The 25,992-nt window shown below is 38.4% G+C and carries 28 protein-coding genes; 27 read left to right on the forward strand and 1 reads right to left on the reverse strand.

What is annotated here, in order from left to right:
* Positions 1-4 precede the first annotated feature (4 nt).
* From ACE198_RS04275 to spoVM, 6 genes are all read left to right on the forward strand, one after another.
* Entirely contained in the window at positions 5-763 is a 759-nt protein-coding gene (locus tag ACE198_RS04275; RefSeq protein WP_251456724.1) for a Stp1/IreP family PP2C-type Ser/Thr phosphatase, read from the forward strand.
* Positions 760-2,742, forward strand: coding sequence for a Stk1 family PASTA domain-containing Ser/Thr kinase (gene pknB / locus ACE198_RS04280; RefSeq protein ID WP_251456126.1), 1,983 nt, complete (start codon positions 760-762; stop codon positions 2,740-2,742). Before ACE198_RS04275 ends, pknB begins: the two co-directional genes overlap by 4 nt.
* An 87-nt stretch (positions 2,743-2,829) precedes the next feature.
* On the forward strand, positions 2,830-3,711 hold the full coding sequence (gene rsgA, locus ACE198_RS04285) for a ribosome small subunit-dependent GTPase A (protein WP_375374790.1): 882 nt from the start codon (positions 2,830-2,832) through the stop codon (positions 3,709-3,711).
* Positions 3,712-3,713: 2 nt separating this feature from the next.
* Positions 3,714-4,358: a ribulose-phosphate 3-epimerase gene (gene rpe / locus ACE198_RS04290; RefSeq protein WP_098572716.1), complete on the forward strand. Its 645-nt coding sequence runs from the start codon at positions 3,714-3,716 to the stop codon at positions 4,356-4,358.
* 56 nt (positions 4,359-4,414) lie between these two features.
* Positions 4,415-5,062, forward strand: coding sequence for a thiamine diphosphokinase (locus tag ACE198_RS04295; RefSeq protein ID WP_251456123.1), 648 nt, complete (start codon positions 4,415-4,417; stop codon positions 5,060-5,062).
* 134 nt (positions 5,063-5,196) lie between these two features.
* The gene (gene spoVM, locus ACE198_RS04300) at positions 5,197-5,280 is read left to right on the forward strand and encodes a stage V sporulation protein SpoVM (protein WP_035445740.1); all 84 of its coding nucleotides are present in this window, start codon (positions 5,197-5,199) and stop codon (positions 5,278-5,280) included.
* Positions 5,281-5,448: 168 nt separating this feature from the next.
* On the opposite strand, the gene rpmB is transcribed toward spoVM, so the two are convergent.
* Positions 5,449-5,637, reverse strand: coding sequence for a 50S ribosomal protein L28 (gene rpmB, locus ACE198_RS04305; RefSeq protein WP_026566424.1), 189 nt, complete (start codon positions 5,635-5,637; stop codon positions 5,449-5,451).
* Between the two features lie 284 nt (positions 5,638-5,921).
* On the opposite strand from rpmB, the gene ACE198_RS04310 reads away from it, so the two are divergent.
* The 21 genes from ACE198_RS04310 (at position 5,922) to ylqF (ending at position 25,942) form a co-directional block, all read left to right on the forward strand.
* A complete protein-coding gene (locus ACE198_RS04310) occupies positions 5,922-6,284 on the forward strand; it encodes an Asp23/Gls24 family envelope stress response protein (RefSeq protein WP_026566425.1) in 363 nt (120 codons plus the stop codon).
* 36 nt (positions 6,285-6,320) lie between these two features.
* Entirely contained in the window at positions 6,321-8,003 is a 1,683-nt protein-coding gene (locus ACE198_RS04315; protein ID WP_375374791.1) for a DAK2 domain-containing protein, read from the forward strand.
* 184 nt (positions 8,004-8,187) lie between these two features.
* On the forward strand, positions 8,188-10,236 hold the full coding sequence (recG, locus tag ACE198_RS04320) for an ATP-dependent DNA helicase RecG (protein WP_375374858.1): 2,049 nt from the start codon (positions 8,188-8,190) through the stop codon (positions 10,234-10,236).
* 140 nt (positions 10,237-10,376) lie between these two features.
* Complete coding sequence (gene fapR / locus ACE198_RS04325) at positions 10,377-10,943, forward strand: transcription factor FapR (RefSeq protein ID WP_251456121.1); 567 nt, start codon at positions 10,377-10,379, stop codon at positions 10,941-10,943.
* A 12-nt stretch (positions 10,944-10,955) separates the two neighbouring features.
* Positions 10,956-11,972: a phosphate acyltransferase PlsX gene (gene plsX, locus ACE198_RS04330; RefSeq protein ID WP_375374792.1), complete on the forward strand. Its 1,017-nt coding sequence runs from the start codon at positions 10,956-10,958 to the stop codon at positions 11,970-11,972.
* 1 nt (position 11,973) lies between these two features.
* Positions 11,974-12,921 carry an ACP S-malonyltransferase gene (gene fabD, locus ACE198_RS04335; protein WP_375374793.1) on the forward strand — a complete coding sequence of 316 codons (948 nt, stop codon included), beginning with the start codon at positions 11,974-11,976 and terminating at the stop codon, positions 12,919-12,921.
* A complete protein-coding gene (fabG, locus tag ACE198_RS04340) occupies positions 12,918-13,661 on the forward strand; it encodes a 3-oxoacyl-[acyl-carrier-protein] reductase (RefSeq protein ID WP_251456118.1) in 744 nt (247 codons plus the stop codon). The genes fabD and fabG overlap by 4 nt, the downstream gene beginning before the upstream one ends.
* Positions 13,662-13,793: 132 nt before the next feature.
* A complete protein-coding gene (acpP, locus tag ACE198_RS04345) occupies positions 13,794-14,027 on the forward strand; it encodes an acyl carrier protein (protein WP_026566432.1) in 234 nt (77 codons plus the stop codon).
* Between the two features lie 180 nt (positions 14,028-14,207).
* Positions 14,208-14,948: a ribonuclease III gene (rnc, locus tag ACE198_RS04350; RefSeq protein ID WP_283878296.1), complete on the forward strand. Its 741-nt coding sequence runs from the start codon at positions 14,208-14,210 to the stop codon at positions 14,946-14,948.
* Positions 14,949-15,002: 54 nt separating this feature from the next.
* A complete protein-coding gene (gene smc / locus ACE198_RS04355) occupies positions 15,003-18,569 on the forward strand; it encodes a chromosome segregation protein SMC (RefSeq protein WP_375374794.1) in 3,567 nt (1,188 codons plus the stop codon).
* Positions 18,570-18,586: 17 nt separating this feature from the next.
* Positions 18,587-19,573, forward strand: coding sequence for a signal recognition particle-docking protein FtsY (gene ftsY / locus ACE198_RS04360; RefSeq protein ID WP_098571668.1), 987 nt, complete (start codon positions 18,587-18,589; stop codon positions 19,571-19,573).
* Positions 19,574-19,669: 96 nt separating this feature from the next.
* Positions 19,670-20,002 carry a putative DNA-binding protein gene (locus ACE198_RS04365; RefSeq protein ID WP_098571669.1) on the forward strand — a complete coding sequence of 111 codons (333 nt, stop codon included), beginning with the start codon at positions 19,670-19,672 and terminating at the stop codon, positions 20,000-20,002.
* 12 nt (positions 20,003-20,014) lie between these two features.
* The gene (gene ffh, locus ACE198_RS04370) at positions 20,015-21,367 is read left to right on the forward strand and encodes a signal recognition particle protein (protein WP_098571670.1); all 1,353 of its coding nucleotides are present in this window, start codon (positions 20,015-20,017) and stop codon (positions 21,365-21,367) included.
* 119 nt (positions 21,368-21,486) lie between these two features.
* A complete protein-coding gene (rpsP, locus tag ACE198_RS04375; protein ID WP_088086361.1) occupies positions 21,487-21,759 on the forward strand; it encodes a 30S ribosomal protein S16 in 273 nt (90 codons plus the stop codon).
* 11 nt (positions 21,760-21,770) lie between these two features.
* Positions 21,771-22,001 (forward strand): KH domain-containing protein, encoded by a 231-nt coding sequence (locus tag ACE198_RS04380; RefSeq protein WP_251456113.1) that lies wholly within the window; start codon positions 21,771-21,773, stop codon positions 21,999-22,001.
* Positions 22,002-22,084: 83 nt separating this feature from the next.
* Positions 22,085-22,480, forward strand: a complete 396-nt coding sequence (locus ACE198_RS04385) for a YlqD family protein (RefSeq protein WP_251456111.1) — start codon at positions 22,085-22,087, stop codon at positions 22,478-22,480.
* A gap of 4 nt (positions 22,481-22,484) precedes the next feature.
* Positions 22,485-23,003 (forward strand): ribosome maturation factor RimM, encoded by a 519-nt coding sequence (rimM, locus tag ACE198_RS04390; protein ID WP_098571672.1) that lies wholly within the window; start codon positions 22,485-22,487, stop codon positions 23,001-23,003.
* Complete coding sequence (trmD, locus tag ACE198_RS04395) at positions 23,000-23,743, forward strand: tRNA (guanosine(37)-N1)-methyltransferase TrmD (protein ID WP_251456109.1); 744 nt, start codon at positions 23,000-23,002, stop codon at positions 23,741-23,743. The genes rimM and trmD overlap by 4 nt, the downstream gene beginning before the upstream one ends.
* 145 nt (positions 23,744-23,888) lie before the next feature.
* Positions 23,889-24,233, forward strand: coding sequence for a 50S ribosomal protein L19 (gene rplS, locus ACE198_RS04400; RefSeq protein WP_026566443.1), 345 nt, complete (start codon positions 23,889-23,891; stop codon positions 24,231-24,233).
* 219 nt (positions 24,234-24,452) lie between these two features.
* Positions 24,453-25,013, forward strand: coding sequence for a signal peptidase I (gene lepB / locus ACE198_RS04405; protein ID WP_251456107.1), 561 nt, complete (start codon positions 24,453-24,455; stop codon positions 25,011-25,013).
* A gap of 65 nt (positions 25,014-25,078) precedes the next feature.
* Positions 25,079-25,942 (forward strand): ribosome biogenesis GTPase YlqF, encoded by an 864-nt coding sequence (ylqF, locus tag ACE198_RS04410; RefSeq protein ID WP_251456105.1) that lies wholly within the window; start codon positions 25,079-25,081, stop codon positions 25,940-25,942.
* The last annotated feature ends 50 nt before the right edge of the window (positions 25,943-25,992 follow it).

The raw sequence follows: 25,992 nt of genomic DNA on the forward strand, positions 1-25,992 counted from the left end.
AAAAGTGAAAGCTGTTTTTAAAACGGACCAAGGAAGAGTTCGTCAGAATAATGAAGATAGTGGTGGTACTTTTGTAAATCGGGACGGACACCGCCTTGCCATCGTAGCTGATGGTATGGGCGGTCACCTTGCCGGTGATGTAGCAAGTAATATGACTGTTTCACATCTCCAGGAAATGTGGGAGAAGTCTGAAGGCATTCAAACGGCAGATCAAGCGGAAGCTTGGTTAAAAACGCATGTTCTTCAAGTGAATCAATTACTATATGACCATTCCAGAAGCCATGCAGAATGTGAGGGGATGGGCACAACAATTGAAGCGGTCATAGCTTCAGAGAATTTTACAACCATAGCACATGTTGGGGATAGTCGCTGTTATATTTTAAATGATTCGGGCTTCAAGCAGCTTACAGAGGATCATACACTTGTCAACGAATTGGTCAGAACGGGACAAATTACCAAGGAGGATGCGGAGCATCATCCAAGGAAAAATTGGATTTTAAGAGCATTAGGAACGGAACAAGATGTTAAAATCGATTTTAAAACAATCATGTTTGAAGAAGGTGACTATCTTTTACTATGCTCTGATGGGTTGTCCAATAAAGTAAATGAAAAAGAAATGATTCAAATTCTTCAAAATGAAGATTCACTTGAACAAAAGGCTTCTACATTAATTACCATGGCAAATGAGAATGGTGGAGAAGACAATATTACCCTAATTATTTTAGAATATGCTAATGATAATGAATTGGGTGATTATCAGTGATTATTGGGAAAAGAATAAGCGGCCGCTATAAAGTGCTTGAAATGATTGGCGGAGGCGGTATGGCAAATGTTTATTTAGCACATGATATGATTTTAGACAGAGAAGTTGCTGTTAAAATGCTACGCCTTGATTTTGTTAATGATGAGGAATTTATTCGCCGTTTCCATAGAGAGGCACAGTCTGCTACTAGTCTTACCCACCCCAATATTGTCAGTATATACGATGTAGGCGAAGAGGATTCTCTTTACTATATTGTAATGGAATATGTGAATGGGCAAACATTAAAGCAATACATAAACCAACATTCATCACTTCGTGTCGAAAAAGCTTTAGATATTATGATGCAATTAACTTCTGCCATATCTCATGCTCATCAAAATCATATTATACATCGTGATATTAAACCACATAACATACTTATTGATCGGGAAGGCAATGTAAAAATCACTGATTTTGGTATTGCTATGGCATTGAGTGCAACAAGCATTACCCAAACTAATTCGGTTTTGGGTTCAGTACACTATTTATCACCAGAACAAGCAAGAGGCGGTATGGCAAATAGGAAATCAGATATTTATTCGCTTGGGATTGTAATGTTTGAAGTTTTAACAGGGAGGCTTCCTTTCTCGGGGGAATCTGCCGTTTCGATTGCATTAAAGCATCTTCAATCAGAAACACCTTCTGTTAGAAGATGGAATTCAAATATTCCACAAAGTGTAGAGAATATAGTCTTGAAGGCAACTGCAAAGGATCCATTTCATCGTTATAATAGTGTTGATGAAATGGAAGAGGATATAAGAACAGCGCTTGATCCAGAAAGAATGAATGAACCTAAGTTTAACATTCCAATCGATGATGAAGCAACAAAGGCAATTCCCATTATTACCGATGATCGTCCGCATAAAAATCTGGATGAAACATTAGTCCATAGTACAGATAAAGTTGTCCAAACCAAAAAGGAGACACCTGAGAAAGAAAAAGAGACTAAGAAAAAGCGGAAAAAATGGCCCACTGTCCTCATTACAACTTTTCTTATCCTTACTGTTTTAGGGCTTTTAACTATAACCTTTTTACCTGGATTATTGGCTGCAAAAGATGTCAAAATCCCGGATATAAGCGGGATGGAATTAGATGAAGCCATTTCCAAACTTAATCTAAATGGTTTAGAGGTAGAGAAACAAATCGAAATTCCAGATGATGCGATTGATCAAGGTAAAGTTATAAAGACAGACCCTGAAATTGGCACAACGGTTAAGGAAAACACAAAAGTTACATTATATATTAGTACCGGCAAAGAAAAAATGGAACTATCCGATTATGTTGGAAGAATTTATGACGATGTTTTTCCTTTATTGGAAAATCGGAATTTTAAAGATATTAAGAAGACTGAGATATATGATGAAAGTGAACCAGGAACGATCCTTAGTCAAACACCCCCTGGTGGTGATAAAGTTGTCCCTGAAGATACTGAATTAAAGTTTGAAGTTAGTAAGGGACCAGAAACAATTATCCTAAAGGACCTAACACAATACACTTTAAAAAGTGCAGAGGACTATGCCTCCTTAGTAGGGCTTAAGATCGAGACCGAAGAAAAATATGATGACAAAGTTCCTGCCGACATGGTGATTTCACAAAATCCAAAACCTAAAACAGAAATGAATAAAGGTGATACGGTAACCGTTATTATTTCAAAAGGTAAAGAAGAAAAGCCCCCAAAAACGGTAGTGAAGGAAATATCCATTGAGTATGAACCGACCGTTCCAGTTTCCGGTGAACCTATTCCTAAGCAGGAAGTTCTTATTTACATCGAAGATATGAATCACAGTATGACGGAACCGGCAGAAACCTTTTTTATTACCGAAACAACCAAAAAACAAATTGAATTAACGATACCTTATGGCGGAAAAGGCGGCTACAAGATTATTCGAGACAGAAAAGTCATAGCGGAGGATGTAATTAACTATTCTGAAACAGAATAATCAATATTACGAAGCTCTATTTATATTGATTACGAAAATTTTAATATCAAAAATGAGTGGTCTAATTGAAAGGCAAGGAGTGTGGCTATGCCGGAAGGAAAAATTGTTAAAGCACTAAGCGGATTCTATTATGTACTGGGTAACAATAAGTTAATTCAATGTCGTGGAAGAGGGGTATTTCGAAAAAATAAAATTACCCCTCTTGTGGGGGACGAGGTTGTTTTTCAAGCTGAAAATGATTTGGAAGGATATATTATGGAAGTTAAAACTCGAAAAAATGAGTTAATTCGTCCGCCAATCGCAAATGTTGACCAGGCCATTCTAGTGTTTTCAGCTGTTGAACCAGAATTCAGTACTGTCCTATTAGATCGATTCCTAGTCCTAGTTGAATTTAATCGGATCGAACCGCTTATTTGTATTACCAAAATGGATCTTACCAACGAAGATGAGCAAAAGATGATTAAGGATTATGCAGAGCAATATACTGCAGCGGGATATAAAGTAATCCTGACTTCTTCCGAAACAGAAGCAGGAATTGAACTGTTAAATCCGCATGTCGATAATAAAATTTCTGTTTTTGCCGGTCAATCTGGTGTTGGGAAATCATCGTTACTGAATGTCCTTAGACCTGACCTTGAGTTAAAGACAAATGATATTTCATCGCATCTAGGCAGAGGAAAGCATACGACCAGGCATGTGGAATTAATTAAGATTGGCAATGGACTAATAGCAGATACGCCAGGCTTTAGTTCATTGGAATTTACCAATATTGAAGTTGAGGATTTAACTTTTTGTTTCCCTGAAATTCAAACAGCTAGTGAAAATTGCAAATTCCGAGGCTGTTTGCATGTAAGTGAACCTAAATGTGGTGTGAAACAGGCGGTTGACTCAAATGAAATCCCAGCATATCGTTATGAACATTATTTGGACTTCTTACAGGAGATAAAAGATAGAAAGCCGAGGTACTAAACATGGTTAAAATAGCACCATCTATACTTTCAGCTGATTTTTCGAAATTAGGTGAAGAAATTTTAGCAGTGGAAAAAGGAGGAGCTGACTACATTCATATTGATGTCATGGATGGCCACTTTGTTCCTAATATTACGATTGGACCCCTGATTGTTGAAGCGATTCGTCCAATCACCAAACTGCCACTTGATGTACACCTTATGATTGAAAACCCTGATGAATATATTGAGGCATTTGTTAAAGCCGGTGCTGATTATATTACTGTCCATGTAGAGGCCTGTCGTCACTTACATCGCACGATTCAAAATATTAAATCCTTTGGAATTAAAGCGGGTGTAGTTTTAAACCCTGCTACCCCTGTGGAATCCATCCAACATATAATTGGTGAAATTGATATGGTCTTATTAATGTCAGTCAATCCAGGGTTCGGAGGGCAAAAATTCATACCTGAGGTTCTTCCAAAAATAAGAAAAGTAAAAGAAATGGCAGAACAAAAAAGTTTAGACATAGAGATTGAGATTGACGGCGGTGTTAACTCAGAAACGGCAAAGCTTTGCTTGGACGCAGGTGCAAATGTTCTTGTGGCAGGCTCAGCTATTTATAATCAAGAAGATTATGCGAAGGCAATTTCGCTGATAAGAGGTTAATGGGAAAGCCAGCTTACGTGCTGGCTTTTTGCATATTGTAAAAAAGGAGAACTTTTATGATTATCAATATTGTGGCCGGAGGCCCTGAAGACCATTTGCCAGATTTAACGGAGTACTTAGTAAATGATGTAATTTGGGTAGGTGTCGATCGAGGGGTTTATCATTTATTACAAAGAAATATTTCTCCCTCTATTGCTTTTGGTGATTTTGATTCTGTGACATCAGATGAGTTAATATTTATTGAAGACCGTGTTACAGAATTGAAAAAATATAGACCCGAAAAGGATGAAACGGATATGGAGCTTGCCCTTAATTGGGCCCTTAAACAGCATCCAAGCGCCATTCGTATATTTGGGGCAACTGGTGGCAGATTGGATCATTTATTTGCGAATGTTCACCTATTGCTCACACCGATCCAAGAAAAAAATGAAGTGGATATTTGCATAATTGACCGTAATAATATCGTTTTTATTAAGGAAGCAGGCAGTTATAAGATTGAAAAAATGGATTCAAAAAAATATATTTCTTTTGTTCCTGTAACACTAAATATCCAAAATCTCACCTTAGAAGGCTTTAAATTCCCTTTGAAAAATCGTCATATTTCAATTGGTTCAACACTATGTATTAGTAATGAACTTATTAGTGATTATGGTACTTTTTCATTTTCGGAAGGCATATTAATAGTGATAAGAAGTCATGATTAATATGTTTTAGTAACTAACTCAGAATGGTGCCTACAATGTTTTTGGTACTGATTTCGTTCGTTTGAATAAAATGGTAGGGCGTTCGAAAAATGTTGAGTTGAAATAAGCTGGGGAGATTTGTGAGGAGGGACAGTATGAAATTTTATACAATTAAACTGCCGAAATTTTTAGGCGGACTTGTCCGTGCGATGATTGGAGCGTTTAAAAAGAACGAATAGCATAAGTATATATGATGATATCGTTTTACAATGGCACCCGTTTAATTTGGGTGCTTTTTATTTTGTTAATTGGGGGATACTATACAAATGGTTTCCTGGAGAGGAGAGAAAGCTTTTTTATACAAAAAGAAAAGACACCCTTATCGGATGCCCTTTCTAAACGGTTTATTAAACGCGTTCTACTTTACCGGATTTCAACGCTCTTGCAGAAACCCAAACACGCTTAGGCTTTCCATCAACAAGAATACGTACTTTTTGTAGGTTAGCACCCCATGTACGCTTGTTTGCGTTCATAGCGTGAGAACGTGCGTTACCAGTTGTTGTTTTCTTTCCTGTTACAACACATTGACGTGGCATAATGATTTCCCTCCTTAACTACCAAAAGCTTTATACAGCAATCTTTAAGATCCTCATCTGGAAAAAGAAAATTGTTTGAACAAATTTTCTAGACTTGAGATACCTTAATAATTTATCATACAACTTATTTGATTGCAATAGTTACCTTTCAAGAAAAAACACTTGACATCACATTTCATATTAAGCTGTTATAGTAAACAGACAGGAATAACTTTCAATATTGCAATGACTATAGTAAAATGACTATAGTCAAGGAGCAATTTTTTCAGGAGGGGGAACGATTCATGTCCATTGAATTAAAAACAAAGTTCGGACAAATTGATATTTCTAACGAAGTAATCGCGACCATTGCCGGAGGAGCGGCGATTGAATGTTATGGAATCGTCGGTATGGCCTCAAAGAACCAAATTAAAGATGGAATTACGGAAATACTACGTAAAGAAAATTTCACTCGGGGCGTGATTGTCCGCCAAGAGAATGAAGCATTACATATTGATATGTATATTATTGTTAGCTATGGAACAAAAATTTCCGAAATTGCCCACAACGTGCAATCAAAGGTTAAGTATACCCTCGATAAGACTGTTGGACTTGCCGTTGACTCGGTCAATATTTACGTTCAGGGAGTTCGAGTGACGAACCCGTAAGTTTGTGTTACGAACTCTCGTAGAGGAGGAAAGTTTGTGTCAATAACAGCTTTAGATGGAAAACGTTTTGCCGAAATGGTGATTCAAGGTGCCAATCATTTGTCAGCAAATGCAAAAATGGTTGATGCTTTAAACGTTTTTCCCGTGCCCGATGGTGATACTGGAACTAACATGAATTTATCGATGACATCCGGGGCAAAGGAAGTAAAGAATAATGTTCAAGACCATATTGGAAAAGTAGGAGCAGCCCTTTCTAAAGGATTGCTAATGGGAGCGCGCGGCAATTCAGGTGTAATCCTATCGCAGTTATTCCGTGGTTTTTCAAAGGCGGTTGAAACGAAAGCGAAAATCTCAGGGAATGAGTTTGCTGAAGCCCTTGAAGCTGGAGTAGAGACAGCCTATAAAGCAGTAATGAAGCCTGTTGAAGGAACCATTTTAACTGTCGCCAAGGATTCTGCTAAAAAAGCCATCCAAGCTGCCCAGCATTCAAACGACGTCATTGTAATTATGGAAGAAGTTTTAAAAGAAGCAAAAGCTTCATTGAAACGCACTCCGGACCTGCTTCCAGTTTTAAAGGAAGTTGGCGTGGTTGACAGTGGCGGTCAAGGTCTTGTATTTGTGTACGAAGGTTTTCTTGCAGTCCTAAAAGGAGAAAAGCTTCCTGATACACCTACAGCAGCTCTTTCAATGGATGAGTTAGTCAATACTGAACACCATAAAAGTGTCCAAGGACATATAAACACAGAAGACATTGAATTTGGGTATTGCACTGAATTTATGGTGAGATTTGAACAAGAAAAGACTGCAAAACATCCGTTTGATGAAGGTGTTTTCAGAAACGACCTTAGTAAATTGGGCGATTCTTTATTGGTTATTGCGGATGAGGATGTTGTAAAAGTTCATATTCATTCCGAACAACCAGGAGAAGTACTAAGCTATGGACAAAAGTATGGAAATTTAATTAATATGAAAATAGAAAATATGCGTCAACAACATACCAATATTGTTGGCGAGCACAAAAATGGACCAGTTACAGACCGTGATAACTCAGCAAAGGAACAGCAAGAATACGGAATTGTTGCCGTATCCATGGGCTCCGGGATTGCAGATTTATTCAGAAGTATTGGCGCACATGCAGTGATTGAAGGCGGACAAACGATGAATCCGAGTACGGAGGATATCGTCAAGGCAGTGAAAGAAGTAAATGCTAAAAAAGTATTTATCTTACCGAATAATAAAAACATCATTATGGCAGCTCAGCAGGCCGCAGACGTTTCTGAAGAGGATATTTATGTGATCCCTTCCAAAACGGTTCCGCAAGGACTATCAGCTTTGTTAGCGTTCAATCCATCTGCTGGTCTTCAGACGAATGAAGACTCTATGAATGGTGCGCTAAAACATGTGAAAACTGGTCAAATCACCTTTGCTGTTAGGGATACCCAGATTGATGGCTTAGAAATCGAGAAAGATGATTTTATGGGTATTGCTGAAGGAAAAATCGTTGTTAAAAACAAGGACAAAGGCAAAGTTGCCGAGGACCTGCTTTCACAAATGCTGGATGAGGATTCAGAAATATTAACCATCATTTATGGGGAAGACATTAACGAGGAAGATGTAAACCAGCTTTCAAAATATGTGGAAGAAAATTATGGAGATATTGAAGTGGAAATCCATAATGGTCGTCAGCCGTTATATTCATATATCTTTTCAATTGAATAATGAAAAGCTAAAATAGAAGGGAGCATCCCTTCTTTTTTTGTGCAAAAAAGCAAGAGGAACAATCCGAAAATAAAAACAGGTTTAACAATCATCAGCACTAAGAAAAACTGGGCAGGGAGGGTTGGCGGCAGCGCCGACAGGTCATAAACTGGAAGCTAGGACCTTCGGTATACCGCAAAGTAAAGTGAATCCACATCTTAATCAATCAATAACCGTCATAAAGGGAATTGGTGAAGAAACTGCTGAAATTTTTTCAGAAATGAAAATCTTTACGATAAAAGATTTATTAGAGTATTTTCCTTATCGTTATGAAGATTACCGCCTCCGGGAAATAACTGAGGTGCAGCATGAAGAGAAAGTAACAGTGGAAGGGAAGGTTCACAGTGAGCCTTCTCTTAGCTATTTTGGCAGGAAAAAATCAAAACTTATGTTCCGGCTTTTTGTTGGAGCGCATTTGATTAAGGTAGTCTTTTTCAACCAACCCTATTTAAAAAATAAAATTATCATCAATGAAACCATTACGATCACAGGGAAATGGGATGCCCATCGGCAAACGATCACGGCAAATGAGATGCAGATAGGAACAAATGCAAAAACAAAAGATTTTGAGCCCGTTTATTCGTTAAGAGGGAAATTAACGACAAAGGGAATACGGAAATTTATTAGCATTGCTTTTCAACAATATGGAGATTTTATTGAAGAAACACTACCCATTGCTTTTTTAAAAAAATATCGATTACTTGATAGGCAGGCAGCATTCAAAGCCATGCACTTTCCAGACAGCCAAGAAGAGGTGAAACAGGCGAGAAGGCGTATTGTTTATGAAGAATTTCTTTTCTTCCAATTAAAAATGCAGGCATTAAGGAAATTTGAACGCGAGCATTCTCCTGGAGTTTGCCAAAACTATGATGTAACAAAAGTAAAGGAATTTATTAATAGCCTGCCTTTCCCGTTAACAAATGCCCAAGCACGGGTGGTCAATGAAGTATTAGCAGAATTAAAATCACCACTTCGTATGAATCGATTGCTGCAAGGAGATGTTGGTTCGGGAAAAACAGTGGTTGCAGCTATTGGCTTGTATGCCAGTGTTACTGCTGGTTTTCAAGGGGCGCTTATGGTGCCGACAGAAATATTGGCAGAGCAGCATGCAGAAAGCTTAAAAAGTATGTTAGAGCCATTTAATATCAGATGCGAGCTTCTGACGAGTTCGATAAAGGGGAAGCGAAGAAAAGAAATCCTTTCCGAACTATCAGAAGGAAATGTTGATATTTTAATTGGTACACACGCGCTAATTCAGGATGAGGTCACCTTTAAGAGGCTTGGTTTTGTAATCACGGATGAACAACATCGCTTTGGCGTGGAGCAGCGAAGAGTACTGAGAGAAAAAGGAGAGAATCCAGACGTTTTGTTTATGACGGCGACTCCAATCCCACGGACACTCGCGATAACGGTTTTTGGTGAAATGGATGTATCAATCATTGATGAGATGCCAGCTGGAAGAAAAACGATAGAAACCTACTGGGCCAAACCAGAAATGCTTGAACGGGTTCTGGCTTTTGTTGAAAAAGAATTACAAAAAGGCCACCAAGCCTATGTTATTTGTCCGCTCATTGAAGAATCAGAAAAGCTTGATGTTCAAAATGCAATTGACGTGTACAATACATTAAGTCATTATTTTCAAAACCGATTTAAAGCGGGCCTTATGCATGGCCGATTAAGTTCAGAAGAAAAGGACTCGGTAATGAAGGCATTTAGTGCGAACGAAGTACAGGTACTAATTTCAACGACGGTTGTTGAGGTGGGAGTAAATGTGCCGAATGCGACCATGATGGTCATTTATGATGCTGAAAGGTTTGGACTTTCACAGCTTCACCAGCTGCGTGGCAGAGTTGGACGAGGCAGTGATCAATCCTATTGCATATTGCTGGCAAGTCCAAAATCAGAAGTGGGCCAGGAACGCATGCGAATTATGACCGAAACGAACGATGGCTTCGTTTTAAGTGAAAAAGACCTAGAGCTTAGAGGGCCAGGCGACTTTTTTGGCAGAAAACAAAGCGGGGTTCCTGAATTTAAGGTCGCAGATATGGTTCATGATTATCGAGCCCTTGAAACTGCACGAAATGATGCAGTGATGTTGATTCAGTCTGAAGCATTTTGGACAGACCCAGAATATCATTACCTAAGAAATATCCTCGATGAATCAGGCGTATTAGAAGGGGAAAAACTAGATTAAACCAAACTTTTTCTTCTTAAAAGGTTCTTTTTTGGAAAAAGCAGAAGGTTTGAATAAAAACTAATTCTTGCAATCTGCTTTTTCAAATTTTATACTACTATTAGTACCTAGTCATAAGATCTCGGACGGTGTAATCATACATGAGAAAAAGTAAAAAAGAGAGACAACAATTGTTGACCACGACAATTAAAGATAATCCTTTTATTACAGATGAAGATTTAGCAGAAAAATTTCAAGTAAGTGTACAAACCATTCGTCTTGACCGTTTAGAGTTATCAATTCCAGAACTTCGTGAACGGATTAAGACTGTAGCTGAGAAACGATTTGACGATGAAGTCCGCTCATTACCGCTTGAAGAAGTCATTGGTGAAATTATTCATATAGAATTAGATCAGAATGCCATTTCGATTTTTGATGTAAAAAAAGAGCATGTCTTTATACGAAATAACATTGCACGTGGCCATCATGTATTCGCTCAGGCTAATTCATTAGCAGTAGCTGTAATAAATGATGAACTGGCGCTAACAGCAAAAGCGAATATTCAATTTAACCGTTTGGTTAAACTGAATGAGCGGGTTATTGCAAAAGCTAAGGTTACAAAAATTGATCGGAATCAAGGTAGAACGAGTGTTGAAGTAACAAGTTTTGTTAATAATGAACTTGTTTTTACCGGAGAATTTGAAATGTACCGTTCGAAAAATCGGTAGAGGATGAGGAAAATGAAACTAGCAATCGATGCCATGGGCGGCGACAATGCTCCTAAAGAAATCGTATTAGGGGCACTTAAAGCTGTACAAGCATTTTCAGATATACATATTACCCTTGTCGGGGATGAAAATAAAATAAATGAAACCTTAACAAATCATGATCGGATCACTGTAATCCATACAACGGAAGTAATCCTTGGAACAGATGAGCCTGTTAAAGCGGTTCGCCGCAAAAAGAATGCTTCAATGGTGTTAGCCGCAGGACAAGTCGCAGATGGATTGGCAGATGCATGTATCTCAGCAGGAAATACAGGTGCATTAGTAGCGGCAGGACTTTTTGTAGTAGGAAGAATTTCTGGGATCCATCGCCCAGCCTTAGCACCTACGCTGCCGACCATTGGCGGCGAGGGATTCTTGTTATTAGATGTAGGGGCTAATGCGGATGCCAAGCCAGAGCACCTCCTCCAATATGGACTAATGGGCTCGATTTATAGTGAGAAAGTAAGAGGAATTTCCAAACCAAGAGTCGGTCTTTTAAATATTGGAACGGAGGAAAAGAAAGGGAATGACCTAACAAAGCATGCTTTCGAATTGTTGAAGAATGCTGATATTAATTTTGTGGGAAATGTTGAAGCGCGGGATTTATTAGATGGTGTGGCGGATGTGGTCGTGACCGATGGATTTACGGGAAATATGGTTCTTAAGACAATTGAAGGTACGGCACTTTCTATGTTTAAAATGTTAAAGACGGCATTGATGAGTAGTTTTACAAGTAAACTAGCTGCAGCTGTGTTGAAACCAAATCTTATAACGTTAAAAAATACATTGGATTATTCCGAATACGGCGGTGCCGCTTTGTTTGGATTGAACGCTCCTGTAATTAAGGCGCATGGCTCATCCAATGGTCAGGCTATATTTAGTGCTATTAGACAAACAAGGGAAATGGTAAGCAATGATGTTGTTGGTTTAATAAAGATGTCTTCTGAAGAAGAGAATCGAGAAAAAAGTAGAACGGTAAAGGAGTTATGAAATGAATAAAATAGCATTCGTATTTCCAGGACAAGGGTCACAAACGGTCGGAATGGGAAAAGAATTAGCAGATAAACATTCCGAGGTGATGGATTTTTTTAGAAGAGCTGATAAAAAGTTAAATATTCCACTGAGTAATCTAATTTTTGATGGCCCGAAGGAAGAGTTGACTATTACCTACAATACACAGCCTGCCCTATTAACAACAAGTATTGCTATTTTAGATTACTTTCAAAAATTTGGGATTAAGGCTGATTACGTAGCTGGTCACAGTTTAGGGGAGTATACGGCTCTTGTTGCTGCCGGTACCCTTTCTTTTGAAGAAGGAGTATATGTCGTTAGAAAACGGGGCGAATTTATGGAGAATGCGGTCCCGAATGGAGAAGGGTCAATGGCTGCCATACTAGGGCTTGACCGAGATCGTCTTTTTGCAGTAACAAATGAGGTAAGTGAATCAGGGAATCCGGTTTCACTAGCAAACCTAAATTGCCCTGGCCAAATTGTTATTTCTGGGTCAAGAAAAGGGGTCGAGTTGGCTAGTGCCAAAGCAAAAGAAGCAGGAGCAAAACGGGCTCTTCCTCTAGAAGTTAGCGGTCCATTCCATTCCACTTTAATGAAGCCTGCTGCAGACCAGTTGCGTGAAGTTCTGGATGGAATTGAAATGAAGGATGCCGAAGTCCCAATCGTTGCAAATGTAACAGCTGAGCCTGTTAGCTCAGCATCTGAAATGAAGGATAAATTAATTGAGCAGCTCTATTCCCCTGTATTATGGGAAGATTCTGTTCGCAAAATGATTGAGCTGGGTGTCGATACATTCATTGAAGTTGGTCCTGGAAAAGTTCTTTCAGGGTTAATCAAAAAAATTGATAAAACAGTTACCACTTTCTCTGTCTCGGATGAGGAAAGTGCACAATCTGTTATTGATGTATTAAAGGAGGAGAAAATATGAATCTTGAAGGGAAAGCAGCCCTTGTCACAGGTGCCTCAAGAGGAATCGGCAGAGAAATTGCTCTCGAACTTGCAAGGCAAGGAGCCAATGTAGCCGTAAATTTTTCAGGCAGTGAAGCAAAAGCAAATGAGGTTGTCGATGAAATCAAAGCACTTGGCAGAGAGGCATTCGCTGTAAAATGCAATGTTTCAAACTCTGAAGAAGTTGCTGAGATGATTAAAGGAACCATAGCCAGTTTTGGAAAACTTGACATTCTAGTCAATAATGCAGGAATTACAAAAGATAATTTGTTGATGAGAATGAAAGAAGAAGAATGGGATGATGTTATTAATATCAACCTCAAAGGTGTGTTCCTTTGTACGAAGGCAGTAACAAGACAAATGATGAAACAGCGGGTGGGTCGGATCATTAATATTGCATCAATTGTTGGCGTTAGTGGGAACCCAGGTCAGGCCAACTATGTAGCTGCCAAAGCAGGGGTCATCGGTTTAACAAAAACAACTGCGAAAGAACTGGCATCCCGTAACATTACAGTTAATGCAATTGCACCAGGCTTCATCACAACAGATATGACAGATAAGTTACCGGAAGATGTAAAAGCAGAAATGTTAAAACAAATTCCGTTGGCAAGATTAGGAGAGCCTAAAGACATCGCCAAAATAACAGCGTTCCTCGCATCAGATGATTCGTCCTATATTACTGGACAAACACTTCATATTGATGGCGGCATGGTAATGTAATAAGAAAAGCGGAAGCACCCTTGGGCGCTTGAGCTAGACAGTTTAAAAAGATTAAAATTCAAATAGTAATAAAAACCTAGTGTATTATTTTGTTGAAATACTCTATAATAGCTTGAGGGGAGGTGAACAGGCATGGCAGAGGTATTAGAACGTGTAACAAAAATCATCGTTGACCGCTTAGGTGTAGATGAATCTCAAGTTAAACTTGAAGCTTCATTTAAAGATGATCTTGGTGCTGATTCCCTTGACGTAGTTGAACTAGTTATGGAATTAGAAGATGAGTTCGATATGGAAATTTCTGACGATGATGCTGAAAAAATTAGCACAGTTGGTGACGCTGTTAATTACATACAAAGCACAAAGTAATCGTTGGATTTCTTCACAAAAGCTCCGTTTTCAAACGGGGCTTTATTCTGTAAAATAGAACTTGGCTTCCAACAGTGATGCCAAGTTTCTTTGCGTTTTGCGAAAAACTTTTTTAAACTAGAATGTAGTAGGGTAGGCAGTAGTGTGTAAATTATTAGATGCAAGGTGGAGAAGTTTTATATGCGCAAGAACAATAATGAAAAAGAGTTGAATAATCGCGCAAAGGAAAATCTTTTTAAAGATTTTCAACATACGATTGGTATTTCGATGGAGAATGAAAAATTATTAAAACAAGCATTTACTCATTCATCCTATGTGAATGAGCATCGCAGAAAGCCTTTCGAAGACAATGAGAGACTTGAGTTTTTAGGGGATGCTGTTCTTGAACTAACTGTTTCACAATTCCTTTACAAAAAATATCCAACGATGACCGAGGGTGAATTGACAAAACTTCGAGCAGCCATTGTTTGCGAGCCGTCTCTAGTATCTTTTGCTAATGAATTACATTTTGGAAAATTAGTATTGTTAGGTAAAGGTGAAGAGATGACAGGTGGAAGGGAACGTCCAGCTTTATTAGCTGATGTTTTTGAAGCATTCATCGGGGCCCTTTATTTAGACCAAGGAATTGAAACAGTGATAAGTTTTCTTGAGAAAGTAGTCTTCCCTAAAATAAATGCTGGTGCTTTTTCTCATGTGATGGATTATAAAAGTCAATTACAGGAGCTCATTCAGCGAGATGGTACAGGGACAATTGAATATCGTGTACTTCAAGAAATTGGACCTGCCCACAACAAAGAATTTGTTTCAAAAGTTTCCTTGAATGGCAAGGAATTAGGTGTAGGAACCGGAAAATCAAAGAAGGAAGCCGAACAACATGCCGCCCAAATGGCTTTAGACATATTAAAGGCTAAAACAACTTAGAATGACAAAATGTTTGCAAGGAGTCCAACTTGCATGCATAGGGAGGATTAAGAAATGTTTCTAAAACGGTTGGACATTATTGGCTTTAAGTCCTTCGCTGATCGTATAGGGGTTGATTTTGTTCCAGGCGTAACGGCGGTGGTAGGTCCTAATGGCAGTGGAAAAAGTAATATAACCGATGCTATCCGTTGGGTTTTGGGGGAACAATCTGCTAAATCGCTTAGAGGCAGCAAAATGGAGGATATTATTTTTGGTGGAAGTGACACAAGAAAGCCTCTGAATTTTGCTGAAGTAACATTGACCTTAGATAACCAAGACCAAGGCTTATCCCTTGATTATAACGAAGTAAGTGTGACGAGAAGAGTAACCCGGTCGGGTGAGAGTGAATTCTTAATAAATAAACAGCAATGCCGTCTTAAAGATATCATTGATTTATTCATGGATTCTGGGCTGGGACGAGAAGCATTTTCGATAATCAGTCAAGGGAAAGTGGAAGAAATACTTAATAGTAAAGCAGAAGAAAGACGAACCATATTTGATGAAGCTGCAGGGGTTCTAAAGTATAAACAACGTAAGAAAAAGGCAGAAGTGAAATTGTTTGAGACTCAGGACAATTTAAACCGTGTAAATGATATACTTCACGAACTCGAAAGCCAAGTTGAACCATTAAAAATACAGGCATCAATGGCCAAGGACTTTCTGGAGAAAAAAGAGGAACTTGAAAAGTTTGAGGTTTCCTTAACTGTTTATGAAATTGAAGATCTTCACCAAAAATGGGAAGAACTTTCTAAGCAGTTAAAAGTACATCAGGAAGATGAACTCAAAATTTCAACGGAACTGCAAGTAAAGGAAGCTAAGATTGTTGAAAAAAGAGATCAGATCGCTGCGTTTGATGAGTCCATTACTGACCTTCAAAATGTTCTTCTTCATGCAACAGAGGAACTAGAAAAACTTGAGGGGAGAAAAGAAGTCCTTAAAGAAAGGAAGAAAAATTCCTCCCAAAATAAAGAACAGCTTCAAACGAACATTATTGAAATAACTGATAAAATTAGCCAATTAAAAAAGAATAGTGACAGTGTTTCTATTTCTGCTGAAGAACTAAGTAAGCAAGTAAACCAATTACAAGTACAATTAAAAGAAAAGCAATCAAAACTGCAGTTATTTAATGAAAATATTGAAGAAAAAATCGAGAACTTAAAAAGTGAATATATTGAAATACTTAACGACCAAGCTGGTGCAAAAAATGAATTGAAGTACATTGACCAGCAGCTTGAACAGCAGGGAAGAAAAAGTTCCCGTTTAGATATTGAAAATGACAAGTTTATTGAAGAGCGGCAAATCGCGAAGGACAAGGTATTAGATATCCAATCTTCATTAAACGAAATACAACAAAAAATAGAGAATCAAGTCGGTACCTATAGAGAAAAGCAACGTAAGCTTGAAGCATTGAAAAATAATTATCAAAAACAGGAAAAGACTTTGTACCAGGCATATCAAATTCTTCAGCAGGCACAGTCAAGAAAAGAAGTGCTCGAAGAAATGGAAGAAGATTACTCAGGCTTTTTTCAAGGTGTCAAAGAGGTTCTTAAAGCACGAGGGAAAAATCTCAAGGGAATTGAAGGGGCTGTAGCGGAACTTGTTACCGTTCCGAAAGAGTATGAAACGGCATTAGAAACTGCTTTTGGCGGAGCACTGCAGCATATTGTGGTAGATAATGAACCAAATGCACGATCAGCTATTCAATATTTGAAACAAAATTCTTTTGGCAGGGCTACATTTTTACCTCTAAGTGTCATTAAGGGGAGAGCATTATCTTTAGTCCAATTATCTTCGATTCAAAATCATCCATCTTTTATTGGAACTGCCGTCAGTCTTGTAAAATTTGATCCTAAATTCGCGGAGGTTATGAGCAGCCTTCTTGGAAATGTGGTTATAACAAGAGACTTAAAAGGTGCCAATGAATTAGCAAAAATTCTTCAATACCGATGCCGGATGGTCACGCTTGACGGAGATATCGTCAATCCTGGCGGATCAATGACAGGTGGGGCGGTTAAGCAAAAAAACTCTTCTTTATTAACTCGTAAGGGGGAACTTGAAGAGTTAAAAGAAAAGTTAATTGGGATGGAAGAAAAAACAATTCAGTTAGAGAATCTTGTAAAGTCATTAAAAACAGAGGTACAAGATTTAGAGGTTCTATTGGATGAACTCCGTAAAAATGGTGAAGATTTGAGATTAACGGAACTGACATTGAAGGGTGATCTTCGCCAAGCAGAGCTTGAAGAAAAAAACATTAATGAAAGATTAGCTATATATGACCTTGAAAAAGGGCAATTTTTTGATGAGAAAACAACCCTAACCAATAGAAAAAATGAATTATCTGCTGCGATGGAAAACTACAAAACTTCTTTAGCAGAACTAGATGCTCAAATATCAAAACTCTCGGAACAAAAGTCGAATGATCTGACCTCAAAAGAAGCACTTTCGAATGAAATCAACGATTTAAAAGTTGCCTTTGCCTCCAAGAATGAACAGTATATGAGTACTCAAGAACGCCTAGCTCAATTACAAGCCGATTTAGATGAGAGTAAACAAAAGCTTTCTTTGTATACAGAAGACCTTAATCTGTTAACTTCGGAAATGACAAATAGTTCATCCGGTGAGGAGCAGCTAGAAACTGCTGCAATTAGAAAACAACAAGATAAAGATGCCGCAATGAAGTTAATTTCTGTAAGAAGAGAAGAGCGCTTAACCCTAAAGACCACATTAGAAGATTTAGAATTGGAAGTAAAAGAATTAAAACGACTTCAGCGTGGGCTAATTGTTGTTTTAAAAGACGAGGAAGTAAAAATTAACCGTTTGGATGTAGAACTTGAAAACCGATTTGCCCGCTTAAGAGAAGAATATCTTTTATCGTTTGAGGGGGCTAAGGAGCAATATCCATTAACCATACCGCTAGAAGAGGCTAGGAAGAAGGTCAAGCTCATCAAACTTGCCATCGAGGAACTTGGAAATGTGAATATCGGAGCGATTGATGAATATGAACGTGTATCTGAACGATATGAATTTCTTAATGAACAAAAGACAGATCTCCAGGAGGCCAAAGAAACCCTTTACATGGTAATTGAGGAAATGGATGAGGAAATGAAAAAACGCTTTGAACAAACCTTCAATGGTATTCGAGAGCATTTTGAGCCAGTATTCAGATCACTGTTTGGAGGGGGAAGAGCAGACTTAGTGCTTACCATCCCAGGAGATCTATTAAATACAGGTGTCGAAATTGTTGCCCAGCCGCCGGGAAAGAAACTGCAAAACTTAGGCTTATTATCAGGTGGAGAGCGAGCATTAACAGCCATTGCACTCCTCTTTTCAATTCTAAAAGTCCGTCCTGTTCCATTCTGTATTCTTGATGAGGTTGAAGCGGCATTGGATGAAGCGAATGTCCAGCGCTTTAGCCAATACTTAAAACGATATAGTAAGGAGACACAATTTATTGTAATCACCCACCGTAAAGGAACGATGGAGGAAGCGGATGTATTATACGGAGTAACCATGCAAGAATCAGGCGTCTCAAAACTAGTATCCGTTCGTCTAGAAGATACCAAAGAGCTTGTTGAAACTTAATATTAGGAAGTGATAAAATGAGTTTTTTTAAAAAGTTAAAAGAAAAAATCACTAAATCAACCGATACGGTTACAGAGAAGTTTAAGGAAGGTCTTACGAAGACAAGAAATAATTTTTCAGGAAAAGTAAATGATCTTGTTGCAAGATACCGTAAAGTGGATGAAGACTTCTTTGAGGAATTAGAAGAAATAATGATTCAGGCCGATGTCGGTTTTGATACGGTCATGAAACTAATTGAAGAGTTAAAAATGGAGGTCAAACGCAGGAACATCCAAGACCCACGAGAAGTTCAAAGCGTAATTTCCGAGAAACTGGTTGATATCTATAATGCGGGTGAGGAGCAATCCTCCAAATTAAACATTCAAGAGGACGGTCTAACTGTTATCCTATTTGTTGGGGTTAATGGTGTGGGGAAAACCACCACGATTGGAAAATTAGGCTACAAATTTAAAAATGAAGGAAAGAAAGTACTATTGGCAGCAGGTGATACCTTCCGTGCAGGTGCAATCGAACAACTAGAAGTCTGGGGAGAAAGAGTAGGTGTTGACGTCATCAAGCAAGCAGAAGGATCAGATCCTGCAGCCGTTATGTATGACGCAATTCAGGCAGCAAAATCACGGAAATCCGATATTTTGTTATGTGACACTGCTGGACGTTTGCAAAACAAAGTAAACCTGATGAAAGAGCTAGAGAAGGTTAAGCGTGTCATCGAAAAAGAAGTTCCTGGTGCGCCGCATGAAGTAATCCTAGTCTTAGATGCAACAACAGGTCAAAATGCGTTAATCCAGGCAAAAACATTTAAAGAAGTGACAAATGTAAGTGGAATTGTCCTTTCAAAATTGGATGGAACAGCAAAAGGTGGAATCGTCCTTGCGATTCGCAATGAATTAAAAATACCTGTGAAATTTGTTGGTCTGGGGGAAAAAATGGATGACCTTCAGGAATTTGATGCAGAGAAATATGTATATGGCTTATTTGCGAATGAAATTGAACAAACCGAATAGGTGATGTAAAGGGATTATCTTGACAGATAATGTCCGACCCTGTAAACTACTTATGTAAAGGCTTTTCACTTAACATACGTGTTGGAGGGGATTGGCATGCTTGAAAAGACAACACGAATGAATTATCTTTATGATTTTTATCATTCGTTGTTAACACCTAAGCAGCAAAGCTATATGTCTCTCTATTATTTAGATGATTTCTCATTAGGAGAAATAGCCGAAGAGTATGATGTCAGTCGACAAGCCGTCTATGATAATATTAAGCGGACTGAGACAATGCTCGAGGAGTATGAAGAAAAGCTGCTGTTATTTCATAAATTTCAAGAGCGTAGTAAACTTTTAAGAAATGTGAAAGAATTGCTTAACGAGGACGACCCTTCAAAGCAGGCAATGCTAGAAGCTGTTGCCGAGTTGGAGAATTTAGATTAGGAGGCGGCATGAATGGCATTTGAAGGATTAGCCGACCGACTGCAGAATACAATTCAGAAAATCCGTGGAAAAGGGAAAGTCTCAGAAGCGGATGTTAAAGAAATGATGCGGGAAGTGCGTCTCGCTTTACTAGAAGCAGACGTAAACTTTAAGGTAGTTAAAGATTTTGTGAAAAAAGTCAGTGAACGTGCCGTTGGACAGGAAGTACTGAAAAGCTTAACACCAGGACAGCAAATTATTAAAATCGTTAATGAAGAATTAACGGAATTAATGGGTGGAGAACAAAGCAAAATCGCTGCATCTAATCGTCCCCCTACTGTCATTATGATGGTCGGTTTACAGGGGGCTGGTAAAACGACAACTTCAGGCAAACTTGCTAATTTACTTCGCAAAAAGTATAACCGCAAGCCATTGCTTGTTGCTGCAGATATTTACCGACCTGCTGCCATTAAACAACTTGAAACTCTTGGTAAACAATTGGACATGCCCGTTTTCTCACTCGGTGATCAAGTAAGCCCAGTAGAGATTGCTAGGCAGGCAATTGCAAAAGCAAAAGAAGATCATAATGATTATGTCCTTATTGATACAGCTGGTCGACTTCATGTGGATGAAGCATTAATGGGTGAGTTAAAAGACATTAAAGAATTGACAAAGCCTGATGAAATCTTCTTAGTTGTCGATGCCATGACTGGTCAAGACGCGGTCAATGTTGCTCAAAGCTTTAATGAACAGCTCGGTCTAACTGGTGTTGTATTAACCAAGTTGGACGGCGATACCAGGGGCGGAGCTGCGTTATCAATTCGCGCAGTTACCCAAACACCGATTAAATTTGTCGGTTTAGGTGAAAAGTTAGACGCTCTTGAACCGTTTCACCCTGAACGGATGGCATCTAGAATCCTTGGTATGGGTGACGTGCTTACGTTGATTGAAAAAGCACAGGCTAATGTTGATGAAGAAAAAGCAAAAGAGTTGGAACAAAAAATGCGGACAGCGTCTTTTACGCTCGAAGATTTTTTGGATCAACTTGGTCAAGTCCGGAATTTAGGACCGCTTGACGAATTATTAAAGATGATGCCTGGTGCAAACAAAATCAAGGGATTAAATAATCTTCAAATTGATGAAAAACAAATTTCCCATGTAGAAGCAATTATTCGTTCAATGACGATGGCTGAAAAAACGAACCCTGAAATCTTGAACGCGAAACGGAAAAACCGGATTGCTAAGGGCAGCGGTCGTTCTGTAACAGAAGTAAACCGTTTGTTGAAGCAGTTTGACGACATGAAAAAAATGATGAAACAAATGACTGGAATGCAGCAAAAAGGTAAGAAAAAAGGTGGATTTAAGTTCCCATTTAATCCATTCTAACTTGTTTTGTTTTTGAAAAAATTGGTAATACTGTATGTAAAGAAAAAACACTTTACAAACTATAAAAGAATTGATATTATACTATCTTGTGTGAAACTATTCGGAGGTGCTTTTTTAAAATGGCAGTTAAAATTCGTTTAAAACGTATGGGAGCTAACAAAACTCCTTTCTATCGTATCGTAGTAGCAGATTCTCGTTCTCCACGTGATGGACGTTACATCGAGGTTGTTGGAACTTACAATCCAGTTGCACAACCAGCAAAAGTTGACATCAACGAAGAACTAGCTCTTAAGTGGTTACAAGACGGTGCGAAACCATCTGATACAGTTCGTAACCTTTTCTCTAACCAAGGCATCATGGAAAAATTCCATAATGCAAAATTAAGTAAGTAAAACGGACGACGATGAAACAATTAGTCGAAACGATTGTTAAGCCCCTTGTTGATTTTCCAGAAGACGTCCATGTGGATGTTAAGGAAGACGATAACCGGATTACTTATCAGCTGTCTGTGAATAAAACAGATATGGGAAAAGTGATTGGTAAACAAGGGCGTGTTGCAAAGGCCATTAGAACTGTTGTTTATGCAGCAGGATCATCACAACAAAAGAAAATTTTTCTAGAAATTGGTGAATAGCTTTTTGCACCTAGAAGAAAGGGGGGAATTAATTCCTCCCTTTTTTTGCATACGAATGTGAAGACGTAAGGGAGGTCCTTTCTTTGCAAATCATTCAAACGGTTGTGGTTAAACAAATTCTAACGGAAAATAGTAAGAAAAAATTATTCCATCAATATGAGGCTAAAAAACTACAGCTTCAACGGGAAAACAGTCAGCTTCAATTTGAATTGAAGCGGATGGAAAAAACCAAAAATTTTTCACCTCAAGCGTTGAAGGCTCAATTTGAAAAAGAAATCAGTAAACGTTTAGAAAAAGAAAAGCTTCTTGACTTTCAAATCGAACAATTACATATGCTACCTTTAGGCAGTGAATTAAAGGAAAAGGAAGTACAAGCACTCATTGAAGTGAAAATAGGCGATTCCTGGAATGAACGCACAGGACAGCCTGAGATTATCATTAAAGACGGTATAATTGAGGAAATTAGAGAAGGTGAATAATGAAATGGAAAAATGGTTTAATGTCGGGAAAATTGTTAACACACAGGGAATTAAGGGGGAAGTCCGGGTCATATCAAAGACTGATTTCCCTGAAAAACGCTATAAGGCTGGTAATGTTTTATATTTGTTTATGCCGGGTTCAAGTTCGCCGATTGAATTAACAGTCAAAAGCCATCGAACTCATAAAAATTTTGAATTACTTACATTTGAAGGGTATAACAATATCAATGAAGTAGAAAAGTTCAGAGAAGGAATTTTGAAGGTTCCTGAATCCCAATTAGGTACACTTAAGAAAGATGAATTTTATTACCATGAGATTATAGGATGTCTTGTTGCTACAACAAGAGGAGAAGAACTTGGAAAAGTCTCTGAAATTTTATCTCCTGGTGCCAATGACGTATGGGTGGTTAAAGGTAAGGGAGGCAAAGAAATACTCATCCCTTATATCCATGATGTGGTCAAGAAAGTAGATGTGAAAGAAAAAGTCGTCTTAATTGAACCGATGGAAGGGCTGCTTTCATGATGCAGATTGATATCCTTACCCTTTTCCCAGAAATGTTTTCTGGGGTATTTGGTCAATCAATTTTGAATAAAGCTGCTGAAAAATCTGCAGTCAGTTACAATGTGATAAATTTTCGTGAGTATGCAGATAACAAACATTCTACTGTTGATGATTATCCCTATGGCGGCGGTGCTGGGATGGTTCTAAAACCACAGCCGATCTTTGATGCCGTATCAGCACTGAAGGATAATGCTAAAAGTAAGAACCCAAGGGTCATTCTGCTTTGCCCTCAAGGTGAACGCTACCAACAGCGAAAAGCAGAGGAACTGGCAAAAGAAGAGCATTTAATATTTATTTGCGGTCATTATGAGGGATACGATGAACGAATAAGAGAACATGTGGTAACAGATGAAATCTCGATCGGCGATTATGTCCTGACTGGTGGTGAACTTGGTGCAATGGTGGTAGTTGATAGTGTTGTCCGACTTCTGCCAGAGGTGCTGGGCAATCAGGAATCACATATGAAAGATTCCTTCAGTACGGGACTGTTAGAGCATCCTCACTACACAAGACCAGCGGATTTTCGCGGCCTGAAGGTTCCTGAAGTCCTAATGTCAGGGAATCATAAGTTAATAGAAGAATGGCGCAATAAAGAAGCATTACGTCGAACATTTTTAAGACGACCAGACCTTTTCGAGAAAATGGAATTAACTGATGAACAGGAAAAATGGCTTAAAGAAATAAAAAAAGAATACAAGTAGTATTGCGCGTGTCTAGTAATTGTGGTATGATAATTCTTGTGACTTGAGCTGATACCTATCAGATTGTAGTCTTATAACGATGTTCCGCTGCAATGGATTTAGAAGTTTGATGTGCATGAGCGTCTGTTGGAAGGAGTTGAAAACGATGCAAAAATTGATTGAAGAAATCACAAAAGAACAACTTCGTACTGATCTTCCTGCTTTCCGTCCTGGTGACACTGTACGTGTACACGTTAAGGTTGTCGAGGGTACTCGTGAGCGTATTCAGTTATTTGAAGGTGTTGTGATTAAGCGTCGTGGTGGTGGAATTAGCGAAACTTTTACAGTTCGTAAAATTTCTTACGGAGTAGGCGTTGAGCGTACTTTCCCAGTACACACACCAAAAATTGCGAAGCTAGAAGTACTTCGTCGCGGTAAAGTTCGCCGTGCTAAGCTTTACTACTTGCGTAACCTTCGCGGTAAAAAAGCAAGAATTAAAGAGATCCGATAATAGAAGAGAAAAAGAGCTTGCTCGGAAGCAGGCTCTTTTTTTATGTATATTGATTTGAAACCCTTAACGATATATTTGGAGTTAACCAATTTATTGCTTGTTTTTTAACAAATTATTAAAGTTTGATTAAAAAATATGTTCCCATCGTGTTAAATTTGTTGAAGTTATGTAAAATAAGCTTTATAAAACATTTTTTTACTGAGATTGGCGGGGATTGCGATGACAAAAAAGAAAAATGAACTCTGGGAATGGACAAAGGCCCTTTTGATTGCAGTTATCTTAGCTGCTGTTATTCGATACTTTTTATTTGCTCCAATTGTTGTCGATGGGTTATCGATGATGCCTACATTGAAGGATCAGGATCGAATGATAGTAAATAAGTTTAGTTATAATATTGGGGAGCCAAAGCGGTTTGATATCATTGTCTTTCATGCTCCAGAGAAAAAGGATTATATAAAACGCGTAATTGGACTGCCCGGCGACACCATTGAGTATAAAGATGATACATTATATGTTAATGGAAAAGCGTATAAAGAGCCATATTTGGATAAATATAAAAAGGAAGTTGAGGATGGACCGTTAACCGATCCATTTACCTTGGATGAAACAGCTGTTGGTCGTAAAACCGTTCCAAAAGGTGAATTGTTTGTCATGGGTGACAATCGTCGCTTCAGTAAAGATAGTCGCCATATTGGGACCATTTCTTATGATAAAATTATTGGTAAAACAAGTTTTGTTTACTGGCCATTAAATGATGCCCATATTGTATCAGTGAAATAGATTTTACTACACAGTTACGGCGCCTTGATCAAGGCGCTTAAGCTTTTAGAGGAGGTGGCCGGGTCATGACAATCCAATGGTTTCCAGGCCATATGGCTAAGGCTCGCAGAGAGGTCACAGAAAAGTTAAAGTTAGTTGATATTATATTTGAATTGGTGGATGCGAGGATTCCCTACTCTTCGAGAAATCCAATGATTGATGAAATTATTCAGCATAAGCCAAGGCTTGTTTTGTTAAATAAAGCAGATATGGCTGATCGGGATGCAACTAAGGAATGGATAAACTTTTTTGCCGAAAAAGGAATTAAAGCACTAGCAATTAACTCCCAGGCTGGGGAAGGTATGAGAGAAATTGCGCAAGCTTCACAAGAAATATTAAAAGAAAAATTTGACCGTCTCAGAGCAAGAGGGGTAACGAATCCACGGGCGATTCGAGCAATGATAGTCGGAATTCCTAATGCCGGTAAATCGACTTTGATTAATCGGTTAGCGAAGAAAAATATAGCTAAAACGGGTAATACTCCAGGTGTTACCAAAGCCCAACAATGGATTAAAGTAGGGAAGGAAATGGAACTTCTAGACACGCCGGGAATATTATGGCCAAAGTTTGAGGACCAAGAAGTTGGCAAAAAACTGGCCGTTACCGGAGCAATCAAAGATACACTACTGAACCTCCAAGATCTCACGGTTTATGTACTTAGGTTTTTAGAAAGAGAATATCCTGAGCGCTTAAAGGAGCGTTACAATCTTGAAACTCTTCCTGACGATGTTGTCGAGATGTTTGATAAAATAGGTGTATTGCGCGGATGCCTTGCAGCTGGAGGTATCGTTGATTATGATAAAGTATCTGAACTAGTCATCAAGGAAATTAGGTCAGAGAAATTTGGCCGGATAACATTTGAACGACCTGATGATATTATTACTGAATAAGAATTAGTTTTACTCTCCCGACGGAGAGTCTTTTTTATGGATTTTTCCCA

The sequence above is a fragment of the Neobacillus sp. KR4-4 genome, from assembly GCF_042136325.1.
Taxonomy (GTDB): domain Bacteria; phylum Bacillota; class Bacilli; order Bacillales; family Cytobacillaceae; genus Neobacillus.